This is a genomic window from Janthinobacterium sp. 64, assembly GCF_002813325.1.
Lineage (GTDB): Bacteria > Pseudomonadota > Gammaproteobacteria > Burkholderiales > Burkholderiaceae_D > Janthinobacterium.
This window is the reverse complement of the sequence record NZ_PHUG01000001.1, coordinates 418,911-436,999: the sequence shown is the minus strand read 5'-3', so window position 1 is coordinate 436,999 and position 18,089 is coordinate 418,911. Positions and strand designations below refer to the sequence as shown.

Below are 18,089 nucleotides of genomic sequence, written 5' to 3'. Positions count from 1 at the left end.
GTTCCGGGTCACTGGCGTGTTCAATTATTCCATAATACTGGAAATATTGAATTAAACCAATGCCGTATCAATGCCGCCGCGTCCCTGCGCGCCTGCTATGCGGAAAACTCCCCCGCGGGCGTAGCAATCCCACAAGCTGTCGATAAAGGCGCTATCGAATGCGATGGCGTCGCTGGCATCGAGCGCCGCATCCAATCGCGCTCCGGCCCGAAGATGCTTTCAAAAAATACACCGTCGTTGATCTTGCTTAAAAGATCGCTGTCTCGCATGATTTCTCCTGAATGAAGCCATTGCAGGGGAGCAGATCCGCGCTGCTACTCTTCCAGCCCTCCCCCCAGCGCCTTGTACAAGGCCACGGCCGACTTGAACTGGTCGCGCCGCGCGTCGAGCAGGGTTTGCTGCGCCGCGTACGACTGGCGCTGCGCGTCGAGCAGTTCCAGGCGGCTGTCCTGGCCCGCGTCGTAGCGCAGCTGTGACAGGCGCTGACGCTGCCGCGCCGCGACCACCACGCGTTCTTGCGCAGCGATCTGCTGCGCATACGTGGCGCTGCCGGCCAGGCCGTCGCGCACGTCGCGGAACGCCGCCTGGATCGCCTGTTCGTATTGCAGCACGGCCACGTCCTTGCGCAAGCGCGACAACTGCAATTCCGCGCGCAGCTGGCCGCCCTGGAACAGCGGCTGCGTCACTTGCGGCGCGAACGACCAGCTGCGCGCGCTGCCGCGGAACAGGTCACCGAGTTCCGGGCTGGCAAAGCCCAGCGACGCCGTCAAGGACAGGCGCGGAAAGAAAGCAGCGCGCGCGGCGCCGATTTCCGCATTCGCCGCCACCAGCGCGTATTCCGCTTGCAGAATGTCCGGGCGGCGCGCCAGCAAGTCCGACGGCAGGCCGGCAGGCAGCTGCGTCAGCACGGGCTGGCCATCGAGAGGCCGGCCAGCCGGCAAATCCGTTGGCAACGGCGCACCGAGCAGCAATTCCAGGTTGTTGCGCGAAAGTAGACTGGCCCGCTCGCGCGCCTGCACGTCCGCTTCCGCCGTCGCCGCCTGCCCTTCGGCCTGCGCCACGTCCAGGCCGCTGCCCTGCTGCGCGCCGTGCAGGCGCTGCGTCAGGACTAAAGCCTGGCGCCAGTCGAGCAGGGTTTGCCGCGCCAGCGCCAGCTGCTCCTCGGCCAGCCGCTGTTCCAGATAGGCGTCGGCCACGGCGCCGATCAGGGCCATGTGCGCGGCGCGCTGGCCCTGCTGCGTGGCCAGGTAGCGCGCGAACGCAGCGTCCGACAGCGAGCGCAGGCGGCCGAACAGGTCGATCTCGAACGCGCTCATGGCGATGCCGGCCGTGAACTGGTTTTGCGTTACCGCGTCGGCGCCGCGCTGGCGCACGCCGCCCGCATTCGCGCCGATGGCGGGAGTGCGGCCCGCATCCTGGATCTGGTACTGCGCCCGCACGGCTTCCACGTTGAGGGACGCCACGCGCAAGTCGCGGTTGTTTTCCAGCGCGATGCCGACCAGGCGCTGCAGGCGCGCATCGAGCAGCATCTGGCGCCAGCCCAGGTCCGCGGCGCTACCCTGCGCAGCGAGTTCGCCATAGCTGGCAGGGATAGGCGCCGCCGGCTTGACCAGCGGCGGCGTCAATGAACACGCCGACAAGGCCAGCGCGGCCAGCGGCGTGATAAAGAATAAACGCATTACAACTCTCCTTCCACCGCTTTAAGCGCAGTGTGATTATTGCGTTTCTTGAAGTACGCGCCCATCTTGTCGACGGCGCCCAGCACCACGACAAAAAACACGGGCACGAAAAACACGGCCAGCACGGTGGCGGTAATCATGCCGCCGAACACGCCCGTGCCGATCGCGTGCTGCGTCTCGGCGCTGGCGCCCGTGGCCAGCATCAGCGGCACCACGCCCAGCGCAAATGCCAGCGACGTCATCAAGATCGGGCGCAAGCGCAATCTAGCCGCTTCCACCGTCGCTTCGACCAAGCCACGCCCTTGCGCCTGCAGCTGGCGCGCATATTCGACGATCAAAATCGCATTCTTCGCCGACAGGCCGATGATCGTGATCATGCCCACCTTGAAGAACACGTCGTTCGGCATGCCGCGCAACATCACGGCCAGCACGGCGCCCAGCAAGCCCAAAGGCACGACCAGCATCACGGAGACGGGAATCGACCAGCTTTCATACAGGGCCGCCAGCACGAGGAAGACCACCAGCATCGACAGCGCCATCAGCATCGGTGCTTGCGACGCCGATTCCTTCTCTTGCAGCGACTGGCCCGTCCACGCCAGCGCGAAACCGGGCGGCAATTGCTTCACGAGCCGCTCCATTTCCAGCATGGCGTCGCCGCTCGACACACCGGGTGCCGCGCTGCCCGAAATGCGCGCCGCAGGGTAACCCTGGTAGCGCACCAGCTGCAGCGGCGACTCGCTCCACACGGGGCGCACCAGTTCACCCAGCGCCACCATGCCGCCCGCGTTATTGCGGATGCGCAGGGCCAGTACGTCGTTCAACTGCATGCGCGACGGCGCATCGGCCTGGATGATCACCTGCTGCATGCGGCCAGCGTTGGGGAAATCGTTGACATAGGTCGAACCCATGGCCGCCGTCAGCATGTCGGCAATGGCCGTAAACGACACGCCCAGCGCTTCGGCCTTGGTGCGGTCGATATCGAGGCGCACGCTGGCGCCCGGCGGCAAGCCGTCCGGATACACGCCGGCCACCTTGCCGCTTTGCGCGGCCAGGCCCAGCAGCTGGTTCTGCGCCGCCTGCAGGGCAGCGATGCCCTGGCTGGCGCGGTCTTGCAAGCGCATGGAAAAGCCGGACGAGTTGCCCAGTTCATCGATGGCGGGCGGCATCAAACTCATGATCACGCCCTCCTTCGCCTGCGACATGGCGGCCTGCGCCAGCGCCACTTCTTCCTGCGCCGTGGCGCCGTTGCGCTCTTTCCAGTCCTTCAGCATGGTGAACGCCAGGCCCGCATTCGGCCCCGCGCCGGAAAAACTGAAGCCAAGGATCGATTGGTTCACTTCGATGCCGGGCCGCGTGGCCACGTGCTGCTCGTACAGCTTGACGACATCGAGCGTGCGCTCCATGGTGGCGTCGGACGGCAGCTGGATCGAGGTGATGAAGTATCCCTGGTCTTCTTCCGGCAAAAAGGCCGATGGCAGCTGCATGAAAGCGACGCCCAGCGCCGCGACGATGGCGCCATATACGACCATCGAGCGGCCGGCGCGTTTGACCATCGCCACCACGCCTTTTTCATAGCGCGCCGTCATGCGCTCAAACTGGCGGTCGAACCACAGGAAGAAGCCCTTCTTGTCATGGTCGTGCGGGCCGATGGGTTTGAGCATGGTGGCGCACAGGGCCGGCGTCAGGGTCAAGGCCAGGAACGCCGAGAACAAAATCGAGACGGCCATCGCCAGGGTGAACTGGCGGTAGATCGCGCCCACGGAACCGCTGGCCAGGGCCATCGGGATGAACACGGCCGTCAGCACCAGGGTGATGCCCACGACCGCACCGGTAATTTCGCGCATCGCTTTCGACGTCGCTTCCTTCGGCGACAAGCCCTCGGTGGCCATCAGGCGCTCGACGGCTTCCACCACCACGATGGCATCGTCGACGATGATGCCGATGGCCAGCACCATGCCGAACATGGTCAGCACGTTGACGGAATAGCCGGCCAGCAGCATCACCGTGAAGGTGCCCATCAGGGCAATCGGCGCGACGATGGCGGGTATCAGGGTGTAGCGTATCTTTTGCAGGAACAGGTACATGACGAGGAAGACCAGCACCATCGCTTCCAGCAGGGTGACGATCACCTTTTCAATCGAGATTTTCACGAACGGCGCCGTGTCGAACGGTACCGAATACTTGATCCCGGCCGGCATGGTGTGCGCCAGTTCGGCCATGCGCGCGCGCACGGCGGCCGCCGTCTGCACGGCGTTGGCACCGGGCGACAGCATGACGGCGGCGCCCGACGCGGCTTGGCCGTTTTCACGGATGCTGAAGTTGAAGCTTTGCGCGCCCAGCGACACTTTCGCCACGTCGCCGATGGTCACTTTCGAGCCGTCCGCATTCGCGCGCAGCACGATGGCGGCAAATTCGGCCGGCGTTTGCAACTGGCCCTGCACCGTCAGCGGGATGGTGACGCGCTGGCCGTGCACGGCGGGTGAATCGCCCAGGCGGCCCGGGGCGATCTGCGCATTTTGCTGCGCGATGGCGGCCGTCAGCTCGCCCATGGCGATGTTGTACGACACCAGCTTGGCCGGATCGACCCAGATGCGCATGGCCCGCTCGGAGCCGAACAGCTGCACCTTGCCCACGCCGGGAATGCGGCGCAGTTCTTCCGTCACGTTGCGCGCCAGGTAGTCGCCCAGCGCCACTTCATCGTGCTGGCCATTGTCGGAAATCAGGCTGACGATCATCAGGAAGCCTGACGACGCCGATTCCACCGTCAAGCCATTTTGCCGCACGGCTTGCGGCAAACGCGGCTCGATGGCTTTCAGGCGGTTTTGCACATCCACCTGCGCCATTTCCGGGTTCGTGCCGGGCTGGAAGGTGACGGTGATCGAGGCCGAACCCGAGGTATCGGTGGACGACTCGAAATACAGCAGGTGCTTGACGCCCGACAGTTCGCGTTCGATCAGGCCCACCACGGAATCGTTCATGGTTTGCGGCGTGGCGCCAGGGTAGTTGGCGCTGATGCTGACGCTGGGCGGCGCCACCGAAGGGAAGCGCGCAATCGGCAATTGCGGTATGGCGATCAGTCCGAACAGGACGATGAAGACCGCCACCACCCACGCAAAGACGGGGCGGTTGATGAAAAATTGAGGCATGTCGTTAGGCTTTCATTGTATTCAAAGTGGGCATCAACGGGCCTTGGCGGCAGCCGCCGTTGCCACGACGGCCGGCTTCCACGGCTGCGGCGCGGCGGTGGCGCCCGGCTGCAAGCGTTCCTGGCCTTCGATGACGACGGTGTCTCCCGCTTTCAAGCCGCCATTGACCACGTACTGGTGCTCGACCACGTCGCCCACGGCGATCGGTTTCAGGCTCGCTTTGTTCGTGCCATCGAGCACCCAGGCCTGCGCCTGGCCATCGCTGCTGCGCAAGACGGCTTGCTGCGGCAGCAGCACGCCATTGGCTTGCACGGCGCGCGCGATGCGGGCGCGCACGAACATGCCCGGCAGCAGCTGGCGCTGCGGATTGTCGACCAGCACGCGGACGACGGCGTCGCCCGTGCCCGCATCGACGCTGATGCCCGAGAACAGGATGCGGCCCGTGACGGGATGCGGCTGGCCATCGGCGCCCAGAATGGTCACGGGCAGCTTGTCCGCGCCTCCGTTACCGGAGGCTTGCAGCGCGGCCAGCGCGGCGGCCGGCTGGCGCACGTCGACATACACCTTGTCGATCTGCTGGATGCGCGCCATCGGCGCGGCATCGGCCAGGCCCACCAGCGCGCCTTCCGTCACCAGTTCAGAGCCGATGCGCCCGGCAATGGGCGCTTCGATGCTGGCAAAGGCCAGGTCCAGGCGGCGCCGCGCCAGGCTGGCCCGCGCCTGCGCCACGGTGGCCACGGCTTGCTCGCGCTGGGCCACGGCGTCGTCATACGCCTGGCGGCTGATGGCGTCCGCTTCCACCAGCGGTGTTAACCTGTCGGCCTGGCTGCTGGCGCGCTTCGCCGTGGCCACCGCATGCTGCAGGGCGGCGGCGGCCGAATCGACATCCGCCTGGAACGGCGCGGGATTGAGCTGGAACAGCTTCTGCCCCGCTTTTACTTCCGCGCCCTGCTCGAACTGGCGGCGCAACACGATGCCGCCCACCTGCGGGCGGATGTCGGCCGTGCGGAAGGCCGCCACCCTGCCCGGCAATTCGTCGCTGAGGACCACGGGCGCCGCTTGCAGCTTGAGCACGGTGACGGCGGCGGGCGGCGCCGCGCCTTCTTCCGGCGCGGGTTGGGAACAGGCGGCAAGGCTGAGCAGCGCCGCGGCGATCAAACTATTTTTTTTGGTGAAGAAGCTCGGATGCATGGTCTTTCTCTATGGCAGATCCCAACCGGCGGTCCGGTCGACAGATACGCGCAGCATAAAAGCCTTGCGTGGATGTTCCGTCAAAGAAATGTGGAGATTCGATGGAGACGGCGAAGAATGCTAGACTCCGCGCATGAACTATCATCACAGCGCCAGCCAGCCGTCCTTCCTTGCCACCACGCCGCCTTCCGCCCTCGTCCTGATCGCCGAAGATGAACCGCAAATCGCCCGCATCCTCGCCGGTTACCTCGAGCGCGACGGCTACCGCACGGCCTTCGCCCTCGATGGCCAGGAAGCGCTGCAGCAGCACCTGGCGCTGGCGCCGGACCTGCTGCTGCTCGACGTGCAGATGCCCCGTGTCGATGGCTGGGGCGTGCTGACGGAAGTGCGGCGGCGCGGCGAAACGCCCGTCATCATGCTCACGGCGCGCGACCAGGATGCCGACAAGCTGGCCGCGCTGCGCGTGGGCGCCGACGACTACATCATCAAGCCCTTCAATCCGGCCGAAGTGGTGGCCCGCGTGGCGGCCGTGCTGCGCCGCTCGCGCGTGCGCCATCACCCGGTGGGCGGCCAGCGCCTGCGCTGCGGCCCCATCGAAATCGACCAGGAAACGTATGTGGCCAGCGTCCTGCAGGATGGCATGGCCCAGCCTCTCATGCTCAGCCTGACCTTGACGGAATTTCGCCTGCTGGCGCACCTGGCGCGCACGCCGCGCCGCGTCTGCAGCCGCCTGGAATTGCTGGAGTCGTGCATGCCCGAGAGCAATTCGATGGAACGCACGGTGGATAGCCACGTCAGCAAGCTGCGCAAGAAGCTGGAAGAAGCGGGCGTGATGAACATGCCGGCCAGCCTGCGCGGCGTGGGCTACCGGCTGGAAAGCGACTGATGCGCTTCACGGGCCTGAACCGGCAGATCATCCTGTCGATGTCCGTGCTGATGGTCAGCAGCATCCTGATCATCTGGATCGGTTCCTGGATGTTTTTTGCCATCGCCTTCAAGATCGATCCCGGCATGCTGTCCGAGCCGGACGACTGGTCGCCCAGCACCGTCGAATGGCTGTGGATCTTCGCCATCACCATCTTCGGCCTGGGCCTGGCCGCGTTTTTCGCCCTCAAGCTGGCCTCGCGCATATTGAAACCGATCAATTCCGTGATGGACAGCGTGCGCCGCGTGGCCCATGGCGACCTGTCCGCGCGCGCGTTTGCCGGCGACCGCAGCCTGGGCGAAACGGCCATGCTGGTCGATGATTTCAACAGCATGGCCGAGCGCCTGCAGCGGGGCGCCAAGGAAAGCGAAACGTGGAACGCGGCCATCGCGCACGAACTGCGCACGCCCGTGACCATCCTGCGCGGCACCTTGCAAGGCGTCGTCGACGGCGTCTTCAAGCCCGAGGAAGTGCCGTTTTCCAGCCTGCTGGCGCAAGTCGAGGACCTGGGCCGCCTGATCGAGGACCTGCGTACCCTGAGCCTGGCCGACAGCGGCCACATGCAGCTGCGCATGGCGTGGACGGACCTGACCCTGGAAATCGAGGAAGTGCGCCGGCTGCTGGCGCCGGAGATGACCGCGGCCGGCTTTACCCTGCAATTGCACCTGTCTGACCATCCCGTCTGCTGCGACGCGGCGCGCATCCGGCAGATCGTGCTGGCCCTGCTCGACAACGCGCGCCGCTATGCGCATCCGGGCCTGCTGCGCGTGCGCACGCGCGTGCAAGCTGGCCAGTACTACCTGAGCGTCGAGGATGCGGGGCCCGGCATTGCCGAGGAACTGGCACAGCATGTATTCGAGGCGTTTCGCCGCGGTGACAGCGACGGCGCCGACCTGCATGCCGGCAGCGGCCTGGGCCTGGCCGTGGTCGAGGCCATCGCGCGCGCACACGGCGGCAGCGCCGTCTGCACGCGCGGCAAGGCGGGCGGCAGCGTGTTTACCGTGAAGTGGCCGGTCGAGCATGCCCCGCCGCCGCCCGCCGGCTGACTACGCCGGCGCGCGCAGCATGTCGACAAAAGCGCGCAAGACGGCCGGCATCTGCCGCCGGCCCGCGTAATACAGGAAGTAGCGCGACGGCGGCGGCAGGCAGTGCTCCAGCACGCACGCCAGGCGCCCTGCCGCGATATCGGCGCGCGCATCGGCCTCGTACACATAGGCCAACCCCGCGCCATCGCGCGCCGCGCGCAGCATCAGTGCATCGTCGTCGAACACGAGCGACCCGCCGACGGCAATGCTGACACCCTCCCCGTCCTGCCCGAACTCCCACGCATACTGGCGTCCGCTGGGAAAACGCCGGCCTATGCAGGCGTGTTCCAGCAAGTCGCGCGGCATGCTTGGCGCCCCATGCGCCGCCAGGTAGGCGGGCGAGCCCACCACCACGAACGGTTGCGGCGCGCCCACGGGCACGGCGATCATGTCGGCCGCGACCTGTTCGCCGAAGCGGATGCCCGCGTCAAAACCATCGCGCACGATATCGATCATGCCGTCGTCGGTCACCACCTCGACCTGCACGCGCGGATAACGGGCGACGAAACCGGCCAGCATGGGCGCGAGCAGCAGCCGCGCGGCCGGACGGGGCACGTTCAGGCGCAGCTTGCCTGTGGGCACATCCTGCAAGGTGCTCAAGTCTTGCAAGGCGTCGTCGATTTCGCGCATGGCCGGCGTGAGCCGCGCCAGGAGCTGCCGGCCCGCCTCGGTCGGCGTGACGCTGCGCGTGGTGCGGTTCAGCAGGCGTACGCCCAGGCGCTCTTCCAGCGCGCGCAGCGCGTGGCTGAGGGCGGAGGCGGACACGCCACGTTCCAGCGCCGCATGGCGAAAACTGCGCAGGCGGGCGACGGCGGCAAAGGCCGTCAATTCGTTGAGGTCAGCCATCATTCATGAGTTTCATTCAGCAATACATGCAGGATTAACCATCTTATCGCATGCTGTTGCTTCACCCATACTCCTTGCATCTTTTTTTGAAGAGGAGTGAAAAATGGAACACAGAACACTGGGCAACACCGGCTTGCGCGTCGCCCCCATCGGCCTGGGCTGCATGGGCATGAGCTTTGCCTATGGCGGCGCGGACGAGGCCACCTCGCTGCGCGTGCTGCACCGCGCCGTGGAACTGGGCGTGAGCCTGATCGACACGGCGGAAGTCTACGGCCCCTACGCCAACGAGGAACTGGTAGGGCGCGCCCTGAAGCAGCTGCGCGGCAAGGTCCACATCGCCACCAAGTTCGGCTTCAAGATATTGCCGCACGGCCAGGGCGTGGAACGCATGGCGGGTGTCGACAGCCGGCCCGAACACATCGTGCAAGCCGTGGAAGGTTCGCTGTCCCGGCTCGGCATCGAATGCATCGACTTGCTGTACCAGCACCGCGTGGACCCCGCCGTGCCCATCGAAGACGTGGTCGGCGCCATGGCGGAGCTGGTGCGGGCGGGCAAGGTGCGCCACCTGGGGCTGTCGGAAGTGTCGGCCGCCACCGTGCGCCGCGCCCACGCCGTGCACCCGATTGCGGCCGTGCAGTCCGAATACTCGCTGTGGAGCCGCGACGTGGAAGCGGAGGTGCTGCCCGCCTGCCGCGCGCTCGGCATCGGCTTCGTCCCTTACAGCCCGCTGGGCCGGGGATTTTTGACGGGCCAGCTTGCGTCCGCCGCCGCGCTGGCGCCCGACGATTACCGCCACAGCCTGCCCCGCTTCCAGCCGCCGGCGATGGCGGCCAACGCGACCATGGTGGCCGAACTGCGGCGCCTGGCGGCGGCGCGCGGCGCGACGGCGGCGCAGCTGGCGCTGGCCTGGCTGCTGGCGCAAGGTACTGACATCGTGCCGATTCCCGGCGCCCGCAGCGTGGCGCACCTGGAAGAGAACGTGGCCGCCGCGCAGATCAAATTGAGCGACGCCGAGCTGGCTGCCATCGGCGCGGCCATCGCGCCCGCCAGCGTGCAGGGCGCGCGCTACCCGCAACATGAGCTTGCCATGCTTGGCCTGTAGACAACAGGCCTTGAGTGCGCTAACTTGAGTACGACAAGCAATTCTTTGCACCTTTGCACTTGAAATGCCCGAATCCGCTATCATTTCCAATCTGAACTATTCATTATGAAAGAGATTGACATGTCCGCACTGCTCGAAACACTGCAATGGCGCTACGCCACCAAGAAGATGGACCCGACGAAAACGGTGCCGCAAGACAAGGTCGAGCGCATCCTGGAAGCCGTGCGCCTGACGGCCAGCTCCAGCGGACTGCACCCGTATGAAGTGTTCGTCGTGACGAATCCGGCCCTGCGCGAACAGATCAAGCCGCATGCGTGGAACCAGTCGCAAGTGACGGACGCCTCGCATCTGCTGGTGTTTGCCGCCTGGGACAATTACACGGTAGAACGCATCAACGCGCGCTTTGACCTGGTCAATGAAGTGCGCGGCTTCAAGAATGAAGGCTGGGAAGCGTACCGCCAGCAAATCCTGGCCGCGTACCCGCAGCGCGATGCGGAAACCAACTACCAGCACGCGGCGCGCCAGGCGTATATCGGCGTGGGCACGGCCCTGATCGCAGCGGCGCAGGAAAAAGTCGATTCGACGCCGATGGAAGGTTTTGATCCGGCCAAGGTCGACGAGATCCTGGGCTTGCGTGAAAAAGGCCTGCGTTCCGTCGTCATGCTGCCGCTCGGTTACCGCGCCGACGAAGGCGACTGGCTGGTGGACCTGAAAAAAGTGCGCCCTGCGCGCGAACAGTTCATCACCGAGCTGGCCTGAGCGTTTTCAGCGCCTCGCCCTTGACTGAAAAGCGGATGCCCTCGCCGGCATCCGCTTTTTTTTGACCGTTCACGCCGCTTGCGGAAAGCGCACCGTCACTTGCAGTCCCCGTCCCGCCTCGCCGTCGGCCAGCGCGATATCGGCCTGGTGGTGCTCGGCGATGTGGCGCACGATGGACAGGCCCAGGCCGCAGCCCCAGGCGTCGTTGCCGTCGGGACGGAAGAAGCGGTCGAACAGGCGCGCATGGTGCTGCTGCGGCACGCCGGGGCCGTTGTCGGACACGCGCAGCAGCGGCCTGCCCTCTTCCAGCGCCGCCTGCAAATCGACCCTGCCGCCCTGCTGCGTATAGCGCAAGGCGTTGTCGATCAGGTTATTCAGCAGCACTTGCAAACCGTCGGGATCGGCCTGCACCAATATCCTGGCTGGCGACGCTTCCACCACGCCCAGGTCGATGTCGCGGCTATCGGCCAGCGCGCTGTGGTCGGCCACGGCCGCTTCCAGCAACTGGCCCAGGTCCACCGTGTGCAGCTGGCTGGCCGTCAGCGCCGTTTCATGGCGCGCCAGGCTGAGCAATTGCCGCACCAGGTGCGTGCTGCGGTCCAGCCTTTCGTGCAGCCGCGCCAGCGCCACGCGGCGTTCTTCCTCGCTGCCGGCCCGCTCGGCCACTTGCAGCTGCAGTTTCAGCGCCGTCAGCGGCGAGCGCAATTCATGCGCCGCATCGGCAACAAAGGTGCGCTGCGCCGTCAGCGCCGCCTCGAACCGCCGCATCAAGCCATTCAGCGCCAGCGCCACGGGCCGCAACTCGGGCGGCATGTCGTCGGCCGCCAGCGGCGTCAGTGCGTCGGGCGAACGGCCCGCCACGGATTCGGCCAGCCGGTGCAGCGGTGCCAGCGCGCGACCCACGACGGCGACGATCAGCAGCGCCAGGATCAGCGCGAACGCCAGCAGGGGCGCGCCAGCGCGCATGGTCATCTGCCAGGCCAGCTGGTCGCGCACGGCTTGCGCCTGCGCCACCTGCACGTAGCGGCCGCGCCGCGTCTCGCCGTACAGGCGCCAGTCTTCGCCGCGCAACGTGACATCGGCAAAGCCGGCCAGTGCATAGCGCGGCAGTACCGGCTGGTCAGGCAAGACGGGCAAGGGCTGTCCATCCTCGTCCCACGCCTGCAGCACGAACGCTTCTTCCGGCTCTTGCGCGGCCGGCGAGTCCGTCTGCGGCTCGAACTCGTCGGGCAAGGCCACGGCCAGCTGGCGCAGCTGCAAATCGGCCAGTTCATTGGCTTCTTCCAACAGCGAGCGGAACAGCGAAATGCCGGCACCGAGCACGCACAGCAAGGTGGCCGCCAGCAAACCGAGCAACAACTGGCGGCGGATGGTCAGCAAGATACTGCCCGCATCTTGTAGCCCACGCCGCGCACGGTCTGGATGCAGTCCGCGCCGAATTTCTTGCGCAGCTGGTACACGTAGACGTCGACGGTATTGCTTTCCACTTCGCTATCCCAGCCGTACAGCTTTTCGCTCAGCTGGCGCTTCGACACCACCTTGCCCGGATGGTCGAGCAAGGCGCGCAGCACGGAAAACTCGCGCGGCGCCAGCTTGACCTGTGCGCCTTCGTAGGTGACGTCGTGGCTGGCCAGGTCCAGGATCAGCGCGCCATGCTCGATGACGGAACGCGAACGGCTGACCCGGCGGCGCAGCAGCGCGCGGATGCGCGCCAGCAGCTCGTCAAGGTCGAACGGTTTCACCAGGTAATCGTCGGCGCCGCTGTCCAGGCCTGCCACGCGGGCCGGCGTGCCGTCGCGCGCCGTGACGATCAGCACGGGCAACTCGGCGCCCCGCGCGCGCATGCTGCGCAGCACGTCCATGCCCTGCTTGCCGGGCAAGCCCAGGTCCAGCAGCATCAAATCGTAGGCGAAACCAGCCAGCGCCAGCTCCGCATCGTGGCCGTCGCGCACCCAGTCGACGGCATAGCACTCGCCGCGCAAGCCCTCGACCAGGCTTTCCCCGATCATCGGATCGTCTTCCACCAGCAACACGCGCACCCGGACCCTCACAATCGCATAAAATAGCGACATCTTACCTTGGCTGGCGCAAGCCGGCTTGGCGCTGGCTGCGCTACCGAGGCCATCCACACCAGGTGGCAAGGGTTGCCAATGTTCCTGTACGCCTAAGCAGCCTCCTGCGGATAATTGACGTCAGCCAGAAACAGGCGCAGACGCTCGCGCTGCGCATCCGTCCTGGCAGATGCCTCCAGCACGGGTTGCAGATAATAAAGCAGCAAATCGCGCTTGCTCTCCTGGACAGGAAGTTGTGCGTGCAAAACGCCGATCAAGGCATCGAAAGCCATGAGCGCGGCAAAAATTTCATATGGCTTTGCGCTGGCAAAGGGCATTTTCTGCAGATACTGCTGCGCCAGGCGAATCTGATCCGCCCGCTTCCACGACACATGCGGCAGCACCTGAAACACATCCCAATAATCGGGCGAATCCACTGGATACCGCGTGATAAGGCAGTCAGCCGCCTGTGCAGAGCCCATCTTGCGCAACGCCGCAGCCGTTATTTGCAATCTGTCGTCCATCTTCAACTCCCCTGGCAGTCCATGCAATTTTGCCGGAAATATTCCACCGGCCGCTGCCGTCACTTCACGATGATGGTCTCGGCAAGCGGGCTATCCACGCGCGTACGCTCGACAACGATGTGCGGTCCGGGCAGTGCTTGAAATCGAGCAATGCCAAGCGCGGCAGCTCTTGCAACAGCGAACGGACCTTCGCGTACCTGATTGCGTCGAAGACCACACACGCCAGTTGCGCTTCATACAGGAGAAAACGCGGGGCCGCCCTGCATTGCGCAAGATTCTTAAAGTTCTCAAGTGGAAACTTTTTTCCTCCCCGCATCATCTCCAGCAGACGCTCCCGATCGCCGCGCAATTCCAGATGCTGCAGCAGCCAGTCGCTGGAAAAGCATACGGCGGCCCGCGCCTCGCAAAGTGCACCGCCTTCGCTAGAATAGCCCCGGCAGCGCTTCTAGTTCACGTCCCCTTCCGTGGCCGTGGCCGGCACCACGGATTGCGCCGTGGCAGCGTGCGTATCGTCAGGCTGCATGGTCATGACGGGCCTGGCGTTGACGTACCAGTCGCTGTCAAACTGGCTGTAGGGATTGGTCTTGGTGATCGCGCCGTCCTGCTGCTGCGTCAGACTGGCCTGTGGTTGCTGTGACTGGCGCTCCGGCGTCATCTTCATGTCGTCGCCGGCGCCATGACTGTGCACGTCGGGCGGGCTTGAATGATCGCAGACGAACGCTTCGCTGGTGCCCGGCACGGTCTTGCCTCGCATCTCGTCCGATTCCACGTTGTCGCTGGTGTCAATTTTCGTAACCATCATTTGCTCCCTGCTCTGGCTCTGCCCGGACTCAAGAAAAACAGCGCCGGACGATGAGTCCGCGATTTCCTCTGGCGCTGGTCATCACTGCAAACGATGCGGCGGCGCTCGCCTGGCACTGCCTGCAACAGGCCCTGGCGGATGCAGGACCTGTGCGGCAGCTACCAGACGATTACTGCGCCAGGTAGCGTTCCGAACGGGGGCCGTACAGTAAGCCATTCGGCACGCCGGCCGACAGCAAGCGCGCATTCGCCGTGCCGGCGATAGGATGGCTGGCGTCGGTGCTGGTGTTGATGATCTGCTTGACCGCCGCCGTCACCAGGGCGCCGATCAGGCCGCCACCACCGCTGTTATTGCCTTCGTTGCTAGATGCGCTGGCCGCGCCCTGCCACAGCAAGGCGCCCGTCTTCAGGTCGACCAGCTTGGCATCGACCGATACCGCGGTCACGCTGTCGATCACGGCATACGTGGTGCCGTACTTGGAAATCGTCACGTACAGGCCCGCATCGGCGCCAAAGATCTCGTTGAGCTTTTTCGTATCGACGCCGTGGATATCGGCGGCGTTCGTCAAGCCGTTCTGCTTGAAGGTTTCACCGACCACGGCCACCGGCAGCACGTAGTAGCCCGCTTCGGCCAGCGGATACGTCACTTGCGCGTAGACGCTGTTGCCGGCATTGACTTCCGGCGAGTTGTTCAGCGGCGGCAAGACCACGATCGAGCGGGGCTTGGCTGCCTTGAATGCGGTGTAATCGTAGGCTGCCTGCTTGGTGGCGCAACCGACCATGAAGATGGCGGGACCCAGGCACAGGGCCATTTTCAACATGCGCGACATCATAATTTCTCGCCTTTTTTCAATTTACCCAACAGGAAGTCCATGTACGGCGTCGATTCCGGGAACAGTTTTTTCTCGTCTTCGAACTGCGCGGCGACCTGCTCCGGCTTGCCGGCGATCGAGTACAGCATGCCCAGGTGGGCGTGGTAGCCCGGCGGCGCGTGATTGCCCTTCGCAGCGATCACTTGCAAGTCTTTTTCCATGGCGGCGATCTGCTGCTCGGGGCTTTCACCTTTCAGGTACTCGTACACTTGCGGCTGGTAGCCTTCCCATTGGTACAGCGTCTTCGATTGCGTGGCGCAACCGGTCAGGGCCGCACAGGCGAGCATCGCCAGCAGGGCTGCGCCCTTGTTCATCATTGTTTTCATGGGATACCTTATTGTTTGCGCAAGGCGCCTGCTTCGACGCCAGCCACCAGGCGCTCGACCGCTTCGCGCATGGCCAGGTCCAGGACTTTGCCGTTCAAGGTGGCGTCATAACTGGCGGTGCCGCCAAAACCCAGCACTTCACGGTTCGACAAGCTGTATTCGCCGGCTCCGCCAGCCGAGTACACGACTTCCGAGGTGGCGATATTGACGACGTTCAAGGTCACCTTGGCATAGGCCACTTGCGTCTTGCCGCGGCCCATGATGCCGAACAATTGCTTGTCGCCCACTTCCTTGCGGCCGAATTCGGTCACGTCGCCGGTCACGACGAAGTCCGCGCCCTTGATATTCTGGCCCTGCTTCTTGAAGTCGGCTTCCTGCTTGAGCTCGGCCATGTTGTCGCGGTCGAGCACGTTGAAACGGTTGGACGTCTGCAGGTGCGCAATCAGGATCGTTTTCGACTGGCTGCCCAGGCGGTCGACGCCATCGGAAAAGATGCCGCGCATGAAGTTCGAGCGGTTGTCGAATTTACCGACAGCGATCAGCGTGCGTGGACCAACGTAGGGACGGGCCGCGCTGGCAACCGTGGGGACAGCCAAAGCTTGCGACGATTCGGAAGCGCAGCCAGCCAAGGCCGCGCCAATCAGCGCTGCAACCAACAACGCGCCGGGTTTATTCTTGTTCATAGTGCCCTTATGAGATGGAAGATCAGGAGCCACCTGCGAAATTGATTTTAAGCAAGTTAATTTCCTAATTGCAATTATATGGTATTGCATGTCTCATAATTCTCTCCAAAAGTAACGATGGCAAGGATTGCACTATTGCCTGCCATACACAGGTGTGGCCCTGCTTGACATCCCTGTTCCAATTCATTAACTTGGCAGTAAAAAAGCGTGTCGTCAGCGCCCTATGTCACTGTCCCTCACAGACCTCGCCCGCCGGCCTGCTCCACCCCGGCGCCAACGCCACGCTGTTCACATAGACGGGTCACCAGGCCATGCCCACACACGATCACTCCCCGGCCCATCCGCTGGCCACCGCGCTGGCCCTGTCGCTGGGCGCCGCCGTCGCGCTGGGCCTGTCGCGTTTTTCGTATGGCTTGCTGCTGCCGCCCATGCGCGCCGACCTGGGCTGGTCCTACCTGCTGGCAGGGGCCATGAACACCTTCAATGCGCTCGGCTATTTTCTGGGCGCCCTGGCCACGCCAGCGCTGATGCGCCGCCTGGGCGTATGGCGCTTGCTCATCATTGGTTCCGTGCTGGCCAGCATCTTCATGCTGATGTCGGGCCTCGTCAGCGATACGACCGCCCTGTTCCTGCAGCGCGTGTGCGCGGGCGTGGCCAGCGCCTTCATTTTCATCGCCGGCGGCGTGCTGGCGGCGCGGCTCGGTTCCATGCACAGCCAGCGCGCCGGCTTCTACATCGGCCTGTATTACGGCGGCACGGGTTTCGGCATTGCGCTGTCTGCCCTGCTGGTGCCGGCCGCACTGGCCGCTGCGCAAGAGCATGGCGCCGCGCATGCCTGGCAATGGCCCTGGCTGGCACTGGGCATCGCCTGCCTGCTCGCCACCGCCATCATGGCCTTGCCGGCGAAAGCCATCGGCGAAGCGCCGCGCGCCCTCGACACGCCACGGCGCTTCGCCTGGCGCGATTTTGCCCCCAGCCTGGCCGGCTATTTCATGTTTGGCGTCGGCTACATCGGCTACATGACCTTCGTCATCGCCCTGCTCAAGCAGCAAGGCATGAGCGCTACCCTGATCACCGTGTTCTACACTTTGCTGGGGCTGGCGGTGGTGGCGTCGTCGCGCATCTGGGCGCGCATGCTCGACCGCTACAAGGGCGGCGAATCGCTGGCGATATTGAATGGCGTGCTGGGCGCAGTCACCATCCTGCCCGCGCTGACGCACTTTGCGCCCGTCGTGTTCCTCTCCGGCCTCGTCTTCGGCGCCGTCTTCTTGTCGGTGGTGGCGTCGACCACGGCCCTGGTGCGGCATAATCTGCCGCAGCAATCGTGGACGGCCGGCATAACGGCCTACACGACGGTGTTCGCCCTGGGCCAGATCGTCGGCCCCATCGCGGTCGGCTGGATCGCGGACGGCCCGGCAGGACTGGAGCGGGGCTTGATCGCCTCAGCCATCGCCCTCTTCATCGGCGCCGCATTGGCCGCGCGGCAAAAGGCGCTGGCGCCAGCCGCATAGTAGACTGCTGGCATAGCCCACCTGCGCAGAAAGATCACGATGAACACCGATGCACGAAAAGCCCCGGCAACGATGGATGCCGAAACGCTGGAATTCATCCAGGGCCTGTTTGCCCTGGTGCGCGAAGGCGACACGCAGCAACTGGGCGCCATGCTCGCGCAAGGCGTACCCGTCAACTTCCGCAACGAAAAAGGCGACAGCCTGATCATGCTGGCCAGCTACCTCGGCCACCTGGAAACGTCGCGCCTGCTGCTCGAAGCGGGCGCCGACGCCAACGTGCCCAACGACCAGGGCCAGACGCCGCTGGCCGGCGTGGCCTACAAGGGCAACCTGGAGATCGCCGAACTGCTGCTGCGGCATGGCGCCAAGGTGGAAGGCAACAGTCCCGACGGCAAGACACCGTTGATGATGGCCGCCATGTTCAACCGCCTGGCCATCTTCGACCTGCTGCTGCAACACGGCGCCCGCATCGATGCCGTGGACAGCCGCGGCATGACTGCCGTGTCACTGGCAAAGTCAATGAATGCACAGGAGACGCTGGCCCGTCTGGCCGGCCTGGGGCAGACGACAGCGTAGTCGATGCAGGTA

At 65.0% G+C, this 18,089-nt stretch carries 17 protein-coding genes; 6 read left to right on the top strand and 11 right to left on the bottom strand.

Going from position 1 to position 18,089, the window contains the following annotated elements; all coding sequences use genetic code 11:
• Positions 1-314: 314 nt before the first annotated feature.
• From CLU91_RS01990 to CLU91_RS01980, 3 genes are read right to left on the bottom strand one after another with little or no spacing between them, the layout of a single operon-like run.
• Positions 315-1,679: an efflux transporter outer membrane subunit gene (locus CLU91_RS01990; RefSeq protein ID WP_100872758.1), complete on the bottom strand. Its 1,365-nt coding sequence runs from the start codon at positions 1,677-1,679 to the stop codon at positions 315-317.
• Complete coding sequence (locus CLU91_RS01985) at positions 1,679-4,825, bottom strand: efflux RND transporter permease subunit (RefSeq protein WP_100872757.1); 3,147 nt, start codon at positions 4,823-4,825, stop codon at positions 1,679-1,681. Before CLU91_RS01985 ends, CLU91_RS01990 begins: the two co-directional genes overlap by 1 nt.
• 33 nt (positions 4,826-4,858) lie before the next feature.
• Positions 4,859-6,016, bottom strand: coding sequence for an efflux RND transporter periplasmic adaptor subunit (locus CLU91_RS01980; protein WP_100872756.1), 1,158 nt, complete (start codon positions 6,014-6,016; stop codon positions 4,859-4,861).
• A gap of 133 nt (positions 6,017-6,149) precedes the next feature.
• On the opposite strand from CLU91_RS01980, the gene CLU91_RS01975 reads away from it, so the two are divergent.
• Together CLU91_RS01975 and CLU91_RS01970 are read left to right on the top strand one after the other, a co-directional pair.
• Entirely contained in the window at positions 6,150-6,902 is a 753-nt protein-coding gene (locus CLU91_RS01975) for a response regulator (RefSeq protein ID WP_100872755.1), read from the top strand.
• Positions 6,902-7,987: an ATP-binding protein gene (locus CLU91_RS01970; RefSeq protein WP_100872754.1), complete on the top strand. Its 1,086-nt coding sequence runs from the start codon at positions 6,902-6,904 to the stop codon at positions 7,985-7,987. The genes CLU91_RS01975 and CLU91_RS01970 overlap by 1 nt, the downstream gene beginning before the upstream one ends.
• Here the strand turns inward: CLU91_RS01970 and CLU91_RS01965 are convergent, their stop codons facing one another.
• Entirely contained in the window at positions 7,988-8,875 is an 888-nt protein-coding gene (locus tag CLU91_RS01965; RefSeq protein ID WP_232730586.1) for a LysR family transcriptional regulator, read from the bottom strand. It abuts the gene before it with no gap.
• A 100-nt stretch (positions 8,876-8,975) separates the two neighbouring features.
• Between CLU91_RS01965 and CLU91_RS01960 the strand changes: the two genes are divergently transcribed.
• Entirely contained in the window at positions 8,976-9,974 is a 999-nt protein-coding gene (locus CLU91_RS01960) for an aldo/keto reductase (RefSeq protein ID WP_100872753.1), read from the top strand.
• Positions 9,975-10,094: 120 nt separating this feature from the next.
• Entirely contained in the window at positions 10,095-10,733 is a 639-nt protein-coding gene (locus tag CLU91_RS01955) for an NAD(P)H-dependent oxidoreductase (RefSeq protein WP_100872752.1), read from the top strand.
• Positions 10,734-10,802: 69 nt separating this feature from the next.
• On the opposite strand, the gene CLU91_RS01950 is transcribed toward CLU91_RS01955, so the two are convergent.
• The 7 genes from CLU91_RS01950 to CLU91_RS01915 form a co-directional block, all read right to left on the bottom strand.
• Positions 10,803-12,113 carry an ATP-binding protein gene (locus tag CLU91_RS01950; RefSeq protein WP_100872751.1) on the bottom strand — a complete coding sequence of 437 codons (1,311 nt, stop codon included), beginning with the start codon at positions 12,111-12,113 and terminating at the stop codon, positions 10,803-10,805.
• Positions 12,107-12,772: a response regulator transcription factor gene (locus CLU91_RS01945; protein WP_100872750.1), complete on the bottom strand. Its 666-nt coding sequence runs from the start codon at positions 12,770-12,772 to the stop codon at positions 12,107-12,109. Before CLU91_RS01945 ends, CLU91_RS01950 begins: the two co-directional genes overlap by 7 nt.
• A gap of 125 nt (positions 12,773-12,897) precedes the next feature.
• Positions 12,898-13,308, bottom strand: coding sequence for a hypothetical protein (locus CLU91_RS01940; protein WP_157814543.1), 411 nt, complete (start codon positions 13,306-13,308; stop codon positions 12,898-12,900).
• Between the two features lie 445 nt (positions 13,309-13,753).
• Positions 13,754-14,107, bottom strand: a complete 354-nt coding sequence (locus CLU91_RS01930) for a hypothetical protein (protein ID WP_157814542.1) — start codon at positions 14,105-14,107, stop codon at positions 13,754-13,756.
• Between the two features lie 172 nt (positions 14,108-14,279).
• Positions 14,280-14,942 carry a DUF799 domain-containing protein gene (locus CLU91_RS01925; protein WP_100872746.1) on the bottom strand — a complete coding sequence of 221 codons (663 nt, stop codon included), beginning with the start codon at positions 14,940-14,942 and terminating at the stop codon, positions 14,280-14,282.
• On the bottom strand, positions 14,939-15,307 hold the full coding sequence (locus CLU91_RS01920) for a DUF4810 domain-containing protein (protein WP_425269243.1): 369 nt from the start codon (positions 15,305-15,307) through the stop codon (positions 14,939-14,941). The genes CLU91_RS01925 and CLU91_RS01920 overlap by 4 nt, the downstream gene beginning before the upstream one ends.
• Positions 15,308-15,315: 8 nt before the next feature.
• The gene (locus tag CLU91_RS01915) at positions 15,316-15,990 is read right to left on the bottom strand and encodes a CsgG/HfaB family protein (RefSeq protein WP_100872745.1); all 675 of its coding nucleotides are present in this window, start codon (positions 15,988-15,990) and stop codon (positions 15,316-15,318) included.
• A gap of 311 nt (positions 15,991-16,301) precedes the next feature.
• On the opposite strand from CLU91_RS01915, the gene CLU91_RS01910 reads away from it, so the two are divergent.
• Together CLU91_RS01910 and CLU91_RS01905 are read left to right on the top strand one after the other, a co-directional pair.
• On the top strand, positions 16,302-17,501 hold the full coding sequence (locus CLU91_RS01910; RefSeq protein ID WP_100872744.1) for a YbfB/YjiJ family MFS transporter: 1,200 nt from the start codon (positions 16,302-16,304) through the stop codon (positions 17,499-17,501).
• 39 nt (positions 17,502-17,540) lie between these two features.
• Complete coding sequence (locus CLU91_RS01905) at positions 17,541-18,077, top strand: ankyrin repeat domain-containing protein (protein ID WP_100872743.1); 537 nt, start codon at positions 17,541-17,543, stop codon at positions 18,075-18,077.
• Positions 18,078-18,089 lie beyond the last annotated feature (12 nt).